The 14,173-nt window shown below is 66.0% G+C and carries 16 protein-coding genes; 6 read left to right on the forward strand and 10 right to left on the reverse strand.

Features of this window, described 5'->3' with window-relative positions:
* The first annotated feature begins 83 nt into the window (after positions 1-83).
* A complete protein-coding gene (locus AB4Z00_RS09880; RefSeq protein WP_132265977.1) occupies positions 84-266 on the forward strand; it encodes a hypothetical protein in 183 nt (60 codons plus the stop codon).
* A gap of 39 nt (positions 267-305) precedes the next feature.
* Here the strand turns inward: AB4Z00_RS09880 and AB4Z00_RS09885 are convergent, their stop codons facing one another.
* The 7 genes from AB4Z00_RS09885 to AB4Z00_RS09915 form a co-directional block, all read right to left on the reverse strand.
* Positions 306-869 (reverse strand): DUF924 family protein, encoded by a 564-nt coding sequence (locus tag AB4Z00_RS09885; protein WP_442045794.1) that lies wholly within the window; start codon positions 867-869, stop codon positions 306-308.
* 91 nt (positions 870-960) lie between these two features.
* Positions 961-1,992, reverse strand: coding sequence for a c-type cytochrome (locus AB4Z00_RS09890; RefSeq protein WP_442045795.1), 1,032 nt, complete (start codon positions 1,990-1,992; stop codon positions 961-963).
* Positions 1,989-2,600, reverse strand: a complete 612-nt coding sequence (locus AB4Z00_RS09895) for a cytochrome c oxidase assembly protein (protein ID WP_314466615.1) — start codon at positions 2,598-2,600, stop codon at positions 1,989-1,991. The genes AB4Z00_RS09890 and AB4Z00_RS09895 overlap by 4 nt, the downstream gene beginning before the upstream one ends.
* A complete protein-coding gene (locus AB4Z00_RS09900) occupies positions 2,597-2,989 on the reverse strand; it encodes a hypothetical protein (protein WP_132265969.1) in 393 nt (130 codons plus the stop codon). The genes AB4Z00_RS09895 and AB4Z00_RS09900 overlap by 4 nt, the downstream gene beginning before the upstream one ends.
* Positions 2,986-5,508 (reverse strand): cytochrome c oxidase subunit I, encoded by a 2,523-nt coding sequence (gene ctaD, locus AB4Z00_RS09905; RefSeq protein ID WP_442045796.1) that lies wholly within the window; start codon positions 5,506-5,508, stop codon positions 2,986-2,988. Before ctaD ends, AB4Z00_RS09900 begins: the two co-directional genes overlap by 4 nt.
* The gene (gene coxB / locus AB4Z00_RS09910) at positions 5,505-6,482 is read right to left on the reverse strand and encodes a cytochrome c oxidase subunit II (RefSeq protein WP_442045797.1); all 978 of its coding nucleotides are present in this window, start codon (positions 6,480-6,482) and stop codon (positions 5,505-5,507) included. The genes ctaD and coxB overlap by 4 nt, the downstream gene beginning before the upstream one ends.
* 163 nt (positions 6,483-6,645) lie before the next feature.
* Entirely contained in the window at positions 6,646-6,879 is a 234-nt protein-coding gene (locus tag AB4Z00_RS09915; protein ID WP_442045798.1) for a hypothetical protein, read from the reverse strand.
* A 157-nt stretch (positions 6,880-7,036) separates the two neighbouring features.
* Between AB4Z00_RS09915 and AB4Z00_RS09920 the strand changes: the two genes are divergently transcribed.
* Both AB4Z00_RS09920 and AB4Z00_RS09925 read left to right on the forward strand, forming a co-directional pair.
* A complete protein-coding gene (locus AB4Z00_RS09920) occupies positions 7,037-7,645 on the forward strand; it encodes a flavodoxin family protein (RefSeq protein ID WP_442045799.1) in 609 nt (202 codons plus the stop codon).
* 23 nt (positions 7,646-7,668) lie between these two features.
* Positions 7,669-7,848 (forward strand): hypothetical protein, encoded by a 180-nt coding sequence (locus AB4Z00_RS09925; protein WP_442045800.1) that lies wholly within the window; start codon positions 7,669-7,671, stop codon positions 7,846-7,848.
* Positions 7,849-8,051: 203 nt separating this feature from the next.
* On the opposite strand, the gene AB4Z00_RS09930 is transcribed toward AB4Z00_RS09925, so the two are convergent.
* A complete protein-coding gene (locus AB4Z00_RS09930; protein WP_442045801.1) occupies positions 8,052-8,459 on the reverse strand; it encodes a DUF3597 family protein in 408 nt (135 codons plus the stop codon).
* Between the two features lie 120 nt (positions 8,460-8,579).
* Between AB4Z00_RS09930 and AB4Z00_RS09935 the strand changes: the two genes are divergently transcribed.
* From AB4Z00_RS09935 to AB4Z00_RS09945, 3 genes are all read left to right on the forward strand, one after another.
* Positions 8,580-9,161, forward strand: a complete 582-nt coding sequence (locus AB4Z00_RS09935; protein ID WP_132265963.1) for a DUF4142 domain-containing protein — start codon at positions 8,580-8,582, stop codon at positions 9,159-9,161.
* Positions 9,162-9,353: 192 nt separating this feature from the next.
* A complete protein-coding gene (locus AB4Z00_RS09940; protein ID WP_132265961.1) occupies positions 9,354-9,758 on the forward strand; it encodes an acyl-CoA thioesterase in 405 nt (134 codons plus the stop codon).
* A 79-nt stretch (positions 9,759-9,837) separates the two neighbouring features.
* Complete coding sequence (locus AB4Z00_RS09945; RefSeq protein WP_431567704.1) at positions 9,838-10,191, forward strand: hypothetical protein; 354 nt, start codon at positions 9,838-9,840, stop codon at positions 10,189-10,191.
* 25 nt (positions 10,192-10,216) lie between these two features.
* Here the strand turns inward: AB4Z00_RS09945 and AB4Z00_RS09950 are convergent, their stop codons facing one another.
* Complete coding sequence (locus AB4Z00_RS09950) at positions 10,217-12,052, reverse strand: acetyl-CoA hydrolase/transferase C-terminal domain-containing protein (protein WP_442045802.1); 1,836 nt, start codon at positions 12,050-12,052, stop codon at positions 10,217-10,219.
* Complete coding sequence (locus AB4Z00_RS09955; protein ID WP_442045803.1) at positions 12,049-14,166, reverse strand: 3-hydroxyacyl-CoA dehydrogenase NAD-binding domain-containing protein; 2,118 nt, start codon at positions 14,164-14,166, stop codon at positions 12,049-12,051. The genes AB4Z00_RS09950 and AB4Z00_RS09955 overlap by 4 nt, the downstream gene beginning before the upstream one ends.
* Between the last annotated feature and the right edge of the window lie 7 nt (positions 14,167-14,173).

A 14,173-nucleotide genomic window follows, 5' to 3' on the forward strand; every position in this document is an offset into this window, starting at 1 on the left:
TTCTACTTGGTTCGGAGCGTTCCTTGGCTTAGCCTGTCTTCTTGGACCTAGGGGGGATAGGCCCGAGGGGGAGGAACGGTCTGATGGCACTCACCAACCAGGAACAGCTTGTCCTTGAGCTGCGCAGCATTACGCACTTGCTGCAGGAGGCCATAGGCCGCCTCGACGCCTGCGGTCAGGATCTCGCGGCGATTCACGTCCAGACGGCCCTCGATGTCCTGCGGGACAAGGGCGGCGACGACGATTGGATCATGTTGCGGAACTGAGTGGCAGGGCGCGGGCGTGTCGGGAGCCTTGCGCTGCGATCAGGATGCCGGCTCGCTGCTGCTCAGACGTTCGATCTCTGCGGGACTGGAATTTCGGCCAAGAGCGAGATTGCGCCCCGGAAAGCGCCCGAAAGCGGCAATTTCGGCACTATGGCCCGAAGCGAAGCCCATCACCTCTTCGGCATAGTCGCGCAGAGCCTTGAAGCGTTCGACGCTCATGGCCTGGAGGACGGGGTCCTCGGCATGCATCAGCGGCATGTAGAAGAACTGGCGCTGCGCAAAGCCCAAGGTTTCGTCCATTCTGGCGGCTATACCCTCGACGGCGAGGTGCTGCGCGGCCGGATCGCTGGCAAAGGCCAGCGCCGTGCCGCGATGGATATGGCGAGAGAACTGGTCGAGCACGAGTATCAGCGCCAGCCGCCCGAGCGGGGTCTCGGCCCAGTCCGCCAACGCGCCTTCGGCGGCCTGGGCGTGAAGCGCGCCGAAACGGGCACGCACCGCGGGGTCCAGGGCCTCGGCGGTCTCGAACCAGTCTTTGGGAGAGAGTTCGCGGAACCAGAAGTTCAGCACGTCTTCCCGGGGGTCGTTTCCGCTTTCGGTCATGCCGATTTTGCCTTTCAGTGGAGCCTGTTGGTTTCAGGAACGCATGAGGCGCGCCGCTGGCTGCGCTGCGCGGAGGAATCCCGGGTGAAGGTCAGCGCGCTGTAGCTTCCCCGGACAGGGCCTTGGCGAGAGGATCGATTTGCGCCTCGGGAATGCGCCGGGCGATGACGGCCATCGGGTCGCGCGGCTTGTGTGCGTCGATCACGGTTTCCTCGCCCCGCCATTGTCGCAATCTGGCGGCGAGGTAGTCCGCCCGCTGGCCGCCGAGGACGGGCGCTGCCTTGCCGGGCGCGTGGCAGGTGGTGCAGGCAGGCAATTGCTTTGCGGGCAGTCCATCCGAAACGATGGCATGGGCGGCGGGGAGGGATTGGTCGCGCAGCCCCGGTTGCCGTGCGTAATGGCGGGCGGCCTGGCGCATCTCCGCGTCCGAGAGGCCCGATGCCGCAACCTGCATGACCGCACCGTGGCGCTTTCCGGAAGCGAAGTCGCGCAGGGCGGCGAGGAGATAGCTTTCCTTCTGCCCGGCGATCACTGGAATATCGGCCTGGCCGCGCCCCAGGCCGTCGGTTCCGTGGCAACCCGTGCAGCTGGCAAGAGCAGCGTTGCTGCCCGGCGCAGGCGCGGTGAGAGCCTCGTACTCGGCCGGGGTCATGTTCGGCAGGCGGCGCAGGAAGCCCACCATGCGGCGCACTTCGTCCGGTCGGTCGCCGACCGGCCAGGCTGGCATGCCGGTGAATTTCACCCCGTGACGAACGATCCAGAACAGCTCCCTGTCGCCATATTCGCTCACCACGCGCGCAAGGTCCGGTGCGGGCGGCGTGGCGGACTGCATGACCGGCGATGGCGGCATGCCGGGCGCCCCGTGGCACACCGCGCAGGACTGCCGGAAATGGCCCGCCGCGCTGACGAGGGCCCGGTCGTCGCGCACGCGTTCCGGCGTCTGGAATGCGCTGTAAGTGCGCGCGGAGTTCTGCATGGTCCAGTGGAGGAACCAGTCGGTGATCGCCCAATGTCCCGAAGAAGCGGCGATGGGGAACAGGCCGGACCAGGCAAATCCCATGCCCAGCGCGAAGAGGGTGAGCAGCGCCAGGATCAGGCGTTTCCAGGTCAGTTTCACGGTCATTTCGAAGGTTCCGGCTTGGCTCTCAGCAGTCCCGCAAGAAGGGCAATGCCGCCGAGGAAGTAGCTTGCCCCGCCGATCACCAGCATGGCGACCCCGCCAAGCTGCTGGTCGGCCAGAGGGTCAAGGCCGAACGGCGCGCCGTGGTTGTGCATTCCGGGCATTCCCGAGCCGTAAAGCGGGCGCGGGGCGAGGCCGATGAGCACGCCCAGCAGCGTCATATGCATGGATGTCAGCAGAAGCGCACCGATCCCGGCTGCGCGCTGGGGGGTGTGGATCGCGGCGCTCCAGAGCAGCAGTCCTGCGCCCAGGAAGCTGGCGTATTCCGCGGCGCCCAACCAGGGTGCGGCGTCGGCGGCGCGGCGCACGGCGGGCAAGTGCCAAGCCCAGACGGCGACCAGTTCCACCAGCATCATCGCCATCGGCGTCACCAGGCGGGGCCAGCGGCGCGCAGGATCGAGAGCGGTTTCGGCCAGGCCGAATGCCAGCAACGGCGCGGCGACGGCCACGGCGATCATATGCGCGGTCATGTGGCCGGTCATGCCGAAGTGCGCGCAGGCAAGGCCCAGCGGCACGAGCAGGAACCCGGTCAGGAGCGCGGCCCGCTTCACCGGCAGTCTCCGATGAACACCACCGGCAAAGCGGTGAAAAGCACGCCCACGAAGCTCAGTCCGGCCAGCAGCAGGGTTGCCTTCGCCAGAAAACGCAGCCGGTCGATGTCGGTCCCGTCCTGGTGCGGCGGAGGGCTGCCGGGCATGCGGACCTGCCGGTGGGCGATCCAGCCCGACAGGGCGATGGCCGCCAGGGCCAGCACCGTCCCGGCCACGAACAGTGTCGGGAAACGGGCGAAGTCGCCTTGCTTGGCGCAGGATATTGCTGCCCAGAGGTAGGAAAACAGGAAATGGGCCGCCCAGACCGTGGGCGGCACGATCAGGGTCCAGAGCGTGACTTGCAGCCGCTCATGCCATTTCCTGCGGTCGCCGCGCGGGTCTTCGCTCATGCCACCTCCGGGAACAGGCCGATGGTGGCATAGGCGCAGGCGGCGGTGAGCGCGAAGAAGTGCATGTAGACGGTGACGTTGCGAATATCCGCGTCGTGATGCGGGGTCATCCTGCCTGCCAGGCTCCGCGCGAGGACATAGGCCTGCATGATCGCCGCGACGGCGGCATGAAGGCAGGTCCAGATCGCCAGCGTCCAGACGATGGCCGGGTAGCTGTGTGCGGCGGGATCCATGCCGGAAAGCCAGGGTCCTGCCAGTCCGGCCGGGACACCCGCCAGGCTGGTGGCCAACCCGAACAGCAGCAGCAATCGGCCCGCACCGATGCCACCCCGCGCGTGGATCTCGCGCGCGGCGACCGTGGCGATCCAGCCCGCAAGAGCCAGCATCAGCGCGATCATTGGCCAGAAGATGCCGGGCGCTGCGGCCATGTCGGGCGGCGGAAAGTCGGCGTGCCGGGTCCAGAAGAAGAAGTAGCCGAACAGCAATCCGGAAAAGGCCGTGGCGTCCGCCATCATCGTGATGAACATGGCCCACCAGCCCGGAGAGGCCCCGCCCGAGATGTAGAGCGGCAACTCCATGCCGTGCCCGATCGGCTTGCTGGGCTTTTCGGGAATTTCCGCCGTTCCGGTCCAGAGCCACCAGAGCACCATGGCCAGCGTCGCCACGCCCGAAACCAGCGCCAGCCAGTAGAGATGATAAGTGGTCAGGATGAACACGCCGCCCAGCGCCAGGGCGGTGAGCATCGGTTTCCAGCTGGGAGCGCCCAGGCGGATGACCGAGACCGGGCGCGCGTCCAGCACCGAGGTGATGATCGTCTCGCGCCGGCCTTCCTCGGCATCGGGCAGGAAATAGCGGCCTTCGTCCACCTTGCGCACGAAGTCTTCCTGATCCCAGATCGGATAGCGGCTCTCGATCAGCGGGATCGAGCGGATGCCCCAGTTCTCGTCCTGCGGATGGGCCAGCCATTCGAGCGTTCCGGCCTGCCAGGGATTGCGCGGGGCCATCTGGCGCCAGGGCGAGCGGCACAAGTCGAGCACGATCACCGCAACCCCGGCGGCGATCACGAAGGAGCCGACCGTGGAGGCCATGTTCAGCCCGCCGAGGCCAAGGTCGGCCGGATACGTGAACACACGGCGCGGCATGCCCTCCAGCCCCGAAAGATGCATCGGGAAGAAGCACAGGTTGGCACCCACGAAGATCAGCCAGAATGCCGTGCGTCCCAGCCGGTCGGACAGTTTCTTGCCGGTCACCAGCGGCCAGTAGTAATAGAGCCCTGCGAAGAGCGGCATCAGCGTGCCGCCGATCAGCACGTAGTGCAGGTGGGCCACCACGAAGTAGGTGTCGTGCGCCTGCCAGTCGAACGGGGCCAGCGCGACCATCACCCCGGTCAGCCCGCCGATCACGAAGATCGCGAGGCTTCCGGTGGCGTAGAGCAGCGGCGTGGACCAGACCACGCGGCCCGCCCAGAGGGTGACGATGAAGACGAAGATCTGCACCGCCGTCGGGATCGCAACCGCTTCGGACGCTGCCGAGAAGAAGCCGAGGCTGATCTTCGGCAGGCCCGTCGCGAACATGTGGTGGACCCATAGCCCGAACGAGAGGAACGCGGTGCCCACCGCCGCCAGCACGATCCAGGGATAGCCCAGCAGGTGGCGCCGCGCGAACGTGGGCACCAGCATTGCGAAGAGCGCGATGGAGGGCAGGAAGACGATGTAGACTTCCGGATGGCCGAAGATCCAGAACAAGTGCTGCCACAGCAGCGGATCGCCCCCGCGCGAGGCATCGAAGAAGGGCCAGTCCAGCAGGCGCTCCATCTCGAACAGCACATCCCCGGCGATCAGCGGCGGGAAGGCGAAGAGGATCATCACCGCTACCACCAGGATGTACCAGGCATAGAGCGGCATGAGGTTGAGCCGCATGCCCGGCGGGCGGCACTTGAGCACGCCCACGATCAGCTCGACCGCAGCGGCGACCGACGACACTTCGATGAAGGAAAGCCCCAGCATCCAGATATCGGCGCCGAGACCGGAAAGGTCGGTTCGGGTGGTCAGCGGCGGATACATGAACCAGCCGCCGTCCGGCGCGGCGTCGAAGAAGATCGATCCCGAAACGAACACGCCGCCGATCAGGAAGGACCAATAGCCGAAGGCGGAAAGCCTGGGGAAGGGCAGGTCCCGCGCGCCCAGCAATTGCGGCAGGAGGATGATCGATACCGCCTCGAACATCGGCACGGCGAAAAGGAACATCATCACCGAGCCGTGCAGGGTGAACAACTGGTTGAACGTGCCCGGCCCCACCAGGTCGTTGTCGGGCACCGCGAGCTGCGTGCGCATGATGAGCGCCAGCACGCCTGCGAAGAGCATGAAGGCGAAGGCCGTGAGCACGTACCAGTTGCCGACCTGGTTGTTGTTGGTGTCCGTCCAGCGCAGGAAAAGGCCTTTGGGCGGCGCCCAGACTTCACGCAGGCGTTGTTCCTGCGCGGCGCGGAGGGCGGGATCGTCCTGGTCGTGCAGGCTCATCGCGCGTTCTCCGCCTTGGTCTGCTTCAGCCAGCGGGCAAGGGCCAGGGCTTCCTCCTGCGTGAGATGGGTATAGGCGGGCATGCGGGCGCCCGGTTTGAAGCGATGGGGATCGCGGATGAAGGCGGCGGTATGGGCGTCCGTCGGTTCGAGAATCCCGGCGCCAAGCGTCAGGCGCTCGCCGAAGCGGGTGAGATCGGGACCGATGCGGGCCTGGGCCGATGTGCCGGCGAGGGCGTGGCAACTTCCGCAGCCCTCGCGCGCGAACAGCGCTGCGCCGCGGTCTTGCGTGCGGCGCGGGGGAATGCGGGCGGCGGTCAGCCAGGCATCGAAGGCGGCCGGTTCCATGGCGATGACGTCGAAGGCCATCAGCGCGTGGCTGAGGCCGCAGAACTCGGCGCATACCCCGCGATAGGTGCCGGGCTTCTCGGCCTTGACGACCAGCCGGTTGGTGCGGCCGGGGATCATGTCCATCTTGCCGGCAAGGCCGGGAATCCAGAAACTATGGATGACGTCCGTGGCGGTGAGTTCGAACACGACCGTCCGGCCGACCGGGAGGCGCACTTCGTTGGCGGAGAGCAGCAGCGGCTCCGTCCGGCCGCCCGGGCCGTTGTGATCGCTCCGCGCGTAAGCGACGCGCCACCAGAACTGCTCGCCCTCTACGCGGATGTGCAAATCGCTGTCGCCGGTGGGAAGGGGGCGCATGGCCGGAAGCGCCCAGACCAGCAGCGCGGTCAGCACAACGGTCGGGACAACCGCACCGAGCCAGAGGACGAGACGCATGCCGCTCTGGTGAGTGAGCTTTCCTTCCGGAGCCCGCGCCGCGACGAAGTAGATCGCGGCCATTCCAAGCGCGATGACGCTGCCTCCCGCCGCCAGCACCGCGGTCAGCCAGAGTGTGGAGCGCGCTTCCAGCCCGAACGGCGCCAGCGCCGACTGATGCCCGTTGCAGCCCGCCAGCACCAGCGTCGCCATGGTAACGGACGCTAAGGTAACGGACGGTGCGGCAATCGATTTTCGCAAGACGACATTTTCCCCTGACTCGTTCGGGGGCAACGCGTCAGGGGCCGCCAGGTTCGAGCGAAAGCGGCGAACGCGGCGTTACAAATGGTTGCTGCGGCGTGCCGCGGCTGAAAGGTCAGCCGTGAGAGCCTCGCCGGGCGCCGCCCACGCCGCCGGTTGTTTCGGTATCGGCGCCCGGATTGAGGCGTTCGTCTTCCTTGTCGGGGTGAAGCTCCGCTTCCCGGGCGCGGGCCGGATCCTTCTGGGGGACGCCTTGGGGCGGCTTGCCATCGCGGTTGGTCCAGCGTCCGTCGGGCGTGCCGGCGGTTCCGGTGACATTGCGGGAATCGTCGGGTTCGTACTCGGCCATGATCCTTCTCCTTCGACAGAAGAAAGGCGCGAGCAGGCGGCCCCGTTCCCAGCTTTCGTTTTCAATCGGTCTTGCCGGCAGGGCGCCCTGCGCTCGAACCAAACGCCGGGTCCCGCGTTGGTTCTGCAAACATGTATCGGAAGAAGGACGCCTGCCCGTGACACTCAAAGCCCTGGCCATCAATTGCACTCTGAAGTCCGATCCAGCCGAGCCTTCCTCCACGGACGCGATGATCGCGGTTCTCGCGAAGGCCTTTGCCGAACGCGATGTCGAGATCACGGAGACCGTGCGGGTGGCTGGGCTCAACGTGCTACCCGGCGTGACCTCGAACGAGGGCGAAGGTGACGAATGGCCCGGCCTGCGGGAAAAGATCCTGGCGCACGATATTCTGGTGTTCGGCGGCCCCATCTGGATGGGCCAGATCGGCAGCGTCGCCAAGCGCGTGCTCGAACGGATGGATGCTTTCCTCGACGAGACCGACGACGAGGGCCGCATGCCCAGCTACGGCAAAGTCGCGGTGGCGGCGATCGTCGGTAACGAGGACGGCGCCCATTTCTCATCGGCCCAGCTGTTCCAGTCCCTTAACGACGTGGGCTGGACGATCCCGGCTGTCGCGGCCTGTTACTGGGTAGGCGAGGCAATGGGATCCACCGATTTCAAGGACTTGGACAAGACACCTGACAAAGTCACCAAGACGGCAAGGATGGTGGCAGGCAATGCGGCGCACCTTGCAGGTCTGCTGAAGACCTCGCCCTACCCCGGTTGAACCGCGCGATCAGGAGATTGGGCATGACCGATAGGAAAGAGGAAGTGAAAGGCGCTGCCAAAGTGATGAAGGGGTACGCCAAGCGCCTTGCGGGGGAGCTTGCCGGGCGTCCCGACCTGGTGGTGGAAGGAGAGAAGGAACAGACCTCGGCCCTCCACGAGATCCGCCGTGCCCGCGACGCGGGCAGCGAAGGCGAGCTATAAGTGCGGCAGCCCGATCCACATGAAGAGACAGGCCGGCAACGGGCGCTAGGCGCCGCACGCTGCCGACCTGTCCGAAACCGCGATACCGCGGCTTCACCCCACCGGGGTGCGCTCATAGCGCCGCTTTGGCAGGGCGCATTAACCGAGGTTACTTTTCAGGATTTACGCTCGGTCCTCATTTGATACCTACCGATGTCTGATACTTATTGGCGAAGGCTGTCGGGCACGATGCCGCCATTCTTGGCAAGGTTGTCCATGACGGCGCGATGGAGGGCGATATTCTGCTCTGCCGAACCGTCTGCAGCGGCATGGACGCCCAGTTCGTCTGCGAGTTCCTTCCGCGCGGAGAGGCTGGAATCGAGATCCAGCAGTTTCAGCAGGTCGACGATGGAGGTCTGGTAATTGCCGCCATGGTCCGCCTTCATCGATGCCATTTCCTCAAGCACCGCGCCGACGTCCACGGGTTCCGCTGCTTCGGGCGCGGCTGCGGCAGGCGCGGGGGCGGCCTGCGTGGGGGCGGGTGCCGCAGGGGCGTTTTGCGTAGGCGCGGGGGCGGCTTTCGCCTTGTTGCGATGGAAGACCTTGTCGAAGATATTTCCTAGCATTCCCATAGTCTTGCTCCTGCCTTGCCGGGACGCTCCGCGATCCTTGCGACCGAGAGCAGTCTGTCCGGGAACGCGCGGCGGACTGGTTGGTTCACGATGGAGCATAGTGAGGAAGAGGAAATCACCATGAAGCACCGGGTACTATACGCCGTCTCGTTCGCAGCACTGGCCCTCACGGCCTGCAAGAAGGAGGCTCCCGCCACGAATGACGTGGCCACGGCACCGGCAACGGAAGTGGTTCCCGGCGCCATTCCGGGGGCGGACATGCCGATGGGCACGGCCACGCAGACCCCTGCGCAGGCCTTCGCCAATGCCGCCGCCAGCAGCGACGCCTTCGAGATCGAGACGTCCAAGCTGGCCATGGCCAAGGGCCAGTCGGCCGCCGTGAAGCGCTTCGCCGAAAAGATGATCGACGCGCACACCCAGTCCACCGCCAAGCTGAAGGGCGTGGCTGACAAGCTGTCGCCCGCGATCACGCCGGACGCCGGCCTCAGCGACGCGCAGGATCAGAAGCTCGATGCGCTGAAGAATCTCACCGGCGCCGATTTCGACAAGGCCTATGCCTCGGCGCAAGTCGATGCGCATCAGATGACCCTCGACAAGCTGAAGGACTACGCGGCGAACGGCGATTCCGCGCCTCTCAAGGCTTTCGCGAAGGAATTGGTGCCTACGGTGACAGCGCACCTGAACATGGCCAAGGCGCTCTAGTTCGCGAGCGGACCAAAGGTTTTAACCTGAAGTTTCGGGCCGTTTCCAAGCGGAAACGGCCCGAAACCACCATTGCCATCGGTGGTGCGACGGGGCGTTTCCGTTCTGTCGTGATACCGCAATGCTTCGGGCTTATCCGAAGCGGATGATATTTGTCTGCTGCGCGCGCCGCACTTCTGCTAGAGTCTTCCTGTGAGCACCGCGATTCCCCACGACTTCCGCATTGGTGTCGATGCAAACGACATCGACTTCATGGGCCATGTGAACAACGCCAGCTACCTCAAGTGGGTGCAGGACGCTGTTCTAGACCATTGGCGCGCCTTTGCGCCTACCGAAGTGGTGGGCCAGCATCTGTGGGTCGCGCTCAAGCACGAGATCACCTACCGCAAGCCCACTTTCCTGGGGGACGACGTGATTGCCACCGTGCTCCTGGAAAAGGTCCAGGGTGCGCGGGCGTTCTACGAAACGATCATCAAGCGCGGTGAGGAAGTGCTGGCCGAAGTGAAGTCCAGCTGGTGCTGCCTCGATGCCGTCACGCTCAAGCCTTCCCGCTTGGCACGCGACGTGATCGACCACTTCTTCGGTAGCGAGTCCTGACAGTCTGACCAGGTTTTTCCGGCGTTTCCGTGAAGGGCCGGTACTTGGGTCATCTGTCCACTCGTGGTATCAGCGCGCCATGTTTCCCGCCGCTATCTTGCTTCTGGCAGCGATGCCTCCGGCTTCTTCCTTCATAAAGGCGCATTCCGACCGGCCCATCGGTGAGGTTGCCGCCTGCGTGGAAACCGAGTTCGACGATGTCGGTGTCAGTGAAAACCTGTCGGTGGAAACCGGCAGGAAGGTGAATTTTCGCGTCGCCAAGGAAACCGATACGCCGACGAGCCCCTTGATGTCCTTCGAGGCGCGGCACGACGGCACGCTGGTTCTCTATGGTTTCGGGGACTGGAAGGACGCGGTGGAACCGATGTGGAAGAACCTGGCGCGGGAATGTTTTCCAGAGGTCCAGGGCACGGCGCCGAAACCAAAGCCCTGAAAACGGCCCGATCGATCTGCCTGGTTCATTCCACGGATCGCAGGGCCCCGAGTACCAAGGTGCGGTAGGTTCGCGAACGCAGGCCTGACGGGGCTTGCAGATCGAGGCGTTCGAGCGCTTCCTCCTCCTCCCGCGTCGGCGCGGTGCGAGCAAGTCCGCGCGCCGCGATGGCTGCCAGCGCGCCGGGGCGCCCGCCGGTTTCGGACAGATGCTGCAGTGCAGGCACGAGCCGCTGCTCGACCGGCGTGAAATCGGTGCCGAAGGGATAGGCGGGAAAGTCGTCCCTTGGCAGGGCGTCGGTGATGCGCTGCGGAAGGTTGGACCGCCATTCCTGCGGGATGCGCCAATCCGCTCCGATTTTTCCGGCGCTTTGCGCTGCCTGCAGAAGTTCGTCCTGAAACCGGCTGTCGGCCACGGCGATCAGGCGCTGGATCACCCGCTCGTCGCTCATGCCGCGAAGGTCGGCCACGCCGTATTCGGTGACCACCACGTCGCGCAAGTGGCGGGGGATCGTCTCATGGCCGTAGCTCCAGACGATGTTGGATTGCAGCGACCCGTCGTGCAGCCGGGTGGCGGGCAGGGTGATGATCGAGCGCGCGCCGTCCAGTTCCATGGCCTGCGCCACGAAGTTGTATTGCCCGCCCACGCCGCTGACGACGCGGCCGTCCTCCAGCCCGTCGGAAACCGTGGCGCCGAGCAGCGTCACCATCATCGCGCTGTTGACAAAGCGGGCGTCGACGCGGGCGGCCCGCTTGGCCGCTTCGTCGCCGTAAAGCGCGTTGACCCAGGAGATTTCGCGCATGTGGATAAGGCCGCGCGTGGCTTCGTCCATGTCGCGCAGCGCTGCATAGAAAGCGCGGGGACCGACGAAGAAACCGCCGTGCAGCACGGCGCCGTCGACTTCGCGCTTGACGATATCGGCCCGGATCAGTTCGACGAAGCCGTCGACCAACATCTCGGTGGGCGCATAGAGGCCGTGCTCGAAGGCACCCATCTCCACGGGCGGGCGCACTTGCCCGGCCACGAGCAAGGTATCGATGGCGCTGCGGAAACGGTCTGGCTGGTGCTGGCGCAGGATCAGCGAATGGGCCACGGCATCGCCGATCTCGCCGATACCGATCTGCAGCGAACCGCCGTCCGCCACCAGCGAGGCGACATGGACGCCGATCGCGTGCTGCGCCGGGCTGACCGGCTGCTTGGGCGGCCCGAACAGGGGAAACCGCGTATCCGCACTGTCGAGGATCATGGCGAAAGCATGGGCGGGAAGGTCTGCCGGCCCGGGCATGAACGGCAGCTCGTCATTGACCTGACCGACCAGCAGGAAATCGGCTTTGCCCGCCTCCCGATGGCGGAGCAGGTCCAGCGTCATGTCGCTGTTGCAGCTGAGGCTGAAGCGGTCCTGTCGGCGGGCAACGATCTGCGCGATCACGTTCACGCCCTGGTCTAGCAGGCAGCGCACGGCATGGGTGTAGTTGGCCGAAATGTAGCTGCGCTGGGCCACGGCGTTGGTGAGCCGGCTGCCCGCCTGGAAGAAGAACTCGTTCACCTCGATGTTGGGCGGCAGGTCGCCCGCCCGCTGGGCCGCGGCATACGCAAATTCGGGATAGCCGCCCATCGTGCGTGCGAAAACCGGCTCAAGAAAGCGGCGTTCGAGGTCCGACCCCAGCGCGGGCGGTTCCAGGGTCAGGGCGGTGAAGATCACGAGCCGTATCGATGGATCGCGCCGGGCGCGTTCGAACAGGGCATTGGCGACATGGGGAGACTTGCCCAGCCCCAGCGGCAGGCCCAGCACGATCCGCCCGCCGGTATGGGCAATGATGCGATCCGCGATCTCTTCCGGATCGGTGAGATATGGGCTCACTTCAGCGCGTCCCACCCCGCGTCCGGTTCGAAGCGCGGCCCATGCTTGGCGGCCAGTTCGGTGAGCGCCGCGACCACCTCACTCACGCCGCGTTCTTTGGCATAGTGCAGCGGGCCGCCGCGGAACGGCGCGAAGCCGGTGCCGAAGATCATCGCCGCGTCTATCACGTCGGGATCGTCGTTCACGCCCTCGCGCAGTACGGCGACGGCGGTGTTGAGCATCGGCAGGATCAGGCGGTCCGCCAGATCGGCCTGGGGCGCTGCGGTACTTCCGTGCCTTGCACCGTGCCCCTTCACCGCCTTGCCCTCTCGCCAGACGTAGATGCCCTTGCCGGTCTTCTTGCCGAGGTCGCCGGCCTCCACCTTTTCCTTCAGCCATGGCGGGGCATCGGGCATCGGCCAGTCGAGTTCGCGCTTCAGCATCTCGGCGACGGCCAGCCCGATGTCGAGCCCCACCTGGTCGGCCAATTCCAGCGGACCGACCGGCATGCCGAAATCGGTCGCCGCCTTGTCGATGACTTCGGGGGCGAGCCCCTCGTCCATCAGGGTCAGCGCTTCGACCAGGTAGGGCGTCAGCACCCGGTTGACGATGAAGCCCGGCGCGCTCTTCGCGGGCGCGGGCAGCTTGCCGATGCGACCAACGAAAGCGCGGGCCTGTGCCGCGACATCCGCATCGGTGCCGTCATGAGTCACCACTTCCACCAGATCCAGCCGCGAGACCGGGTTGAAGAAATGAATGCCGACCAGTCGTTCGGGCCGCTGGAGCCCTTCGCGCAGTTCGGCCAGCGGGATCGAGGAGGTGTTGGTGGCCAGAATGGCGCCGTCCTTCATGCGCGGCTCGGCATCGGCGTAGAGCTTGCGCTTGAGATCGGCCTTCTCCGGCGCGGCCTCGATGACCAGATCGGCGCTCGTCACGCCATGGCCTTCGGGATCGGGGATCAGCCGGTCCAGCGCGTCGCGGATCTTGAGCCGGTCGCCATGCGCGATCTTCTCGTAGAGCGCGGCCGCGCGGCCGATGGCCTTGCCGATCGGCCCGGGCTTCACGTCGGACAGGCTGGTGCGCAGGCCCTTCCACGCGCACCACGCGGCAATGTCCCCGCCCATTGCGCCCGCGCCGATGACGTGGACTTGCGCGATGCCGGAAGTCTTGCCGGCCAGTTCCTTCAGTTTCTGCCGCAGGAAGAACACGCGGATTAGGTTCTGCGCCGTATCGGTCAGCATCAGCTTGGCGAAGGAGCCGATTTCCGCCTGCTTCATGGCATTCAGGTCGCCGCCGTGCTCCTCCCAGAGATCGATCAGCGCATAAGGCGCGGGATAGTGCGCGGAGGGCGCGCGGCCCTCGGCCTGCGCGCGCATCTGCCGGGCGGCGATGCGGCGTGCCGGGGCGCTGTCCTTCAGCCGTTCCACCAGGCCCTGTCGCGCCTGCTCCAGATCGCCGCCGACCGCGGCTGCAATGGCGGCGGCGACATGGCGCTCGGGCACCACGGCATCGACCAGCCCCATGCGCCTGGCCTGCCGGTCATGGATCGACTTGCCGGTGAGCATGGCGCTCATCGCCTCGATCGGATCGCACAAGTGCGTGAAGCGCGCGGTGCCGCCAAGGCCGGGGTGGAGGCCGATCTGCACTTCGGGAAAGCCGAAGCGCGTGCCCTCCACGGCGATGCGCTGCGTGCAGGCGAGGGCCAGTTCCAGCCCGCCGCCCATGGCGTAACCGTGCATGACGGCGATTGTCGGTATGGTCAGCGCGGCCAGCCGGTCGACCACCTCGTGCGCCGCTGCGATCCTCTCGCGGATCGCGCTTTCGTCAGTGACGCCGCGAAATTCCGCGATGTCCGCGCCTGCAAGGAAGCCGTCCCGCTTGGCCGACCGGATGACGAGCGCCTTGGGCGCACGCTGCTCGACAAGGTCGAGGATGCGGGAGAATTCCTCCAGCACCGCTTGCGACAGGGTGTTGGTGCCGGTGCCCTGCTGGTCGATCACGGCCCAGGCCACGCCATCGGCATCGCGCGCAAAGCTCCAGTGCGTGAAGCCTTCGGTGCTTTCCGGGTGATCGTGGGGAACGGGGCCGAGCGTCAGGTCGCGGTCGGCCAGATAAGTCCATACGGGATCGTTCATCGTGGCC

Source organism: Novosphingobium sp. YAF33 (assembly GCF_052113265.1).
Lineage (GTDB): Bacteria > Pseudomonadota > Alphaproteobacteria > Sphingomonadales > Sphingomonadaceae > Novosphingobium.

What these genes read in the sequence shown, in the direction of transcription:
- AB4Z00_RS09935 (WP_132265963.1), top strand. Translation starts at nt 8,580, where the DNA reads ATGAAGCACCGGGTACTATACGCCGTCTCGTTCGCAGCACTGGCCCTC.
- ctaD (WP_442045796.1), bottom strand. Translation starts at nt 5,508, where the DNA reads ATGAGCCTGCACGACCAGGACGATCCCGCCCTCCGCGCCGCGCAGGAA.
- AB4Z00_RS09945 (WP_431567704.1), top strand. Translation starts at nt 9,838, where the DNA reads ATGTTTCCCGCCGCTATCTTGCTTCTGGCAGCGATGCCTCCGGCTTCT.
- AB4Z00_RS09890 (WP_442045795.1), bottom strand. Translation starts at nt 1,992, where the DNA reads ATGACCGTGAAACTGACCTGGAAACGCCTGATCCTGGCGCTGCTCACC.
- AB4Z00_RS09880 (WP_132265977.1), top strand. Translation starts at nt 84, where the DNA reads ATGGCACTCACCAACCAGGAACAGCTTGTCCTTGAGCTGCGCAGCATT.
- coxB (WP_442045797.1), bottom strand. Translation starts at nt 6,482, where the DNA reads ATGGCGACGCTGGTGCTGGCGGGCTGCAACGGGCATCAGTCGGCGCTG.
- AB4Z00_RS09930 (WP_442045801.1), bottom strand. Translation starts at nt 8,459, where the DNA reads ATGGGAATGCTAGGAAATATCTTCGACAAGGTCTTCCATCGCAACAAG.
- AB4Z00_RS09915 (WP_442045798.1), bottom strand. Translation starts at nt 6,879, where the DNA reads ATGGCCGAGTACGAACCCGACGATTCCCGCAATGTCACCGGAACCGCC.
- AB4Z00_RS09955 (WP_442045803.1), bottom strand. Translation starts at nt 14,166, where the DNA reads ATGAACGATCCCGTATGGACTTATCTGGCCGACCGCGACCTGACGCTC.
- AB4Z00_RS09925 (WP_442045800.1), top strand. Translation starts at nt 7,669, where the DNA reads ATGACCGATAGGAAAGAGGAAGTGAAAGGCGCTGCCAAAGTGATGAAG.
- AB4Z00_RS09900 (WP_132265969.1), bottom strand. Translation starts at nt 2,989, where the DNA reads ATGAGCGAAGACCCGCGCGGCGACCGCAGGAAATGGCATGAGCGGCTG.
- AB4Z00_RS09885 (WP_442045794.1), bottom strand. Translation starts at nt 869, where the DNA reads ATGACCGAAAGCGGAAACGACCCCCGGGAAGACGTGCTGAACTTCTGG.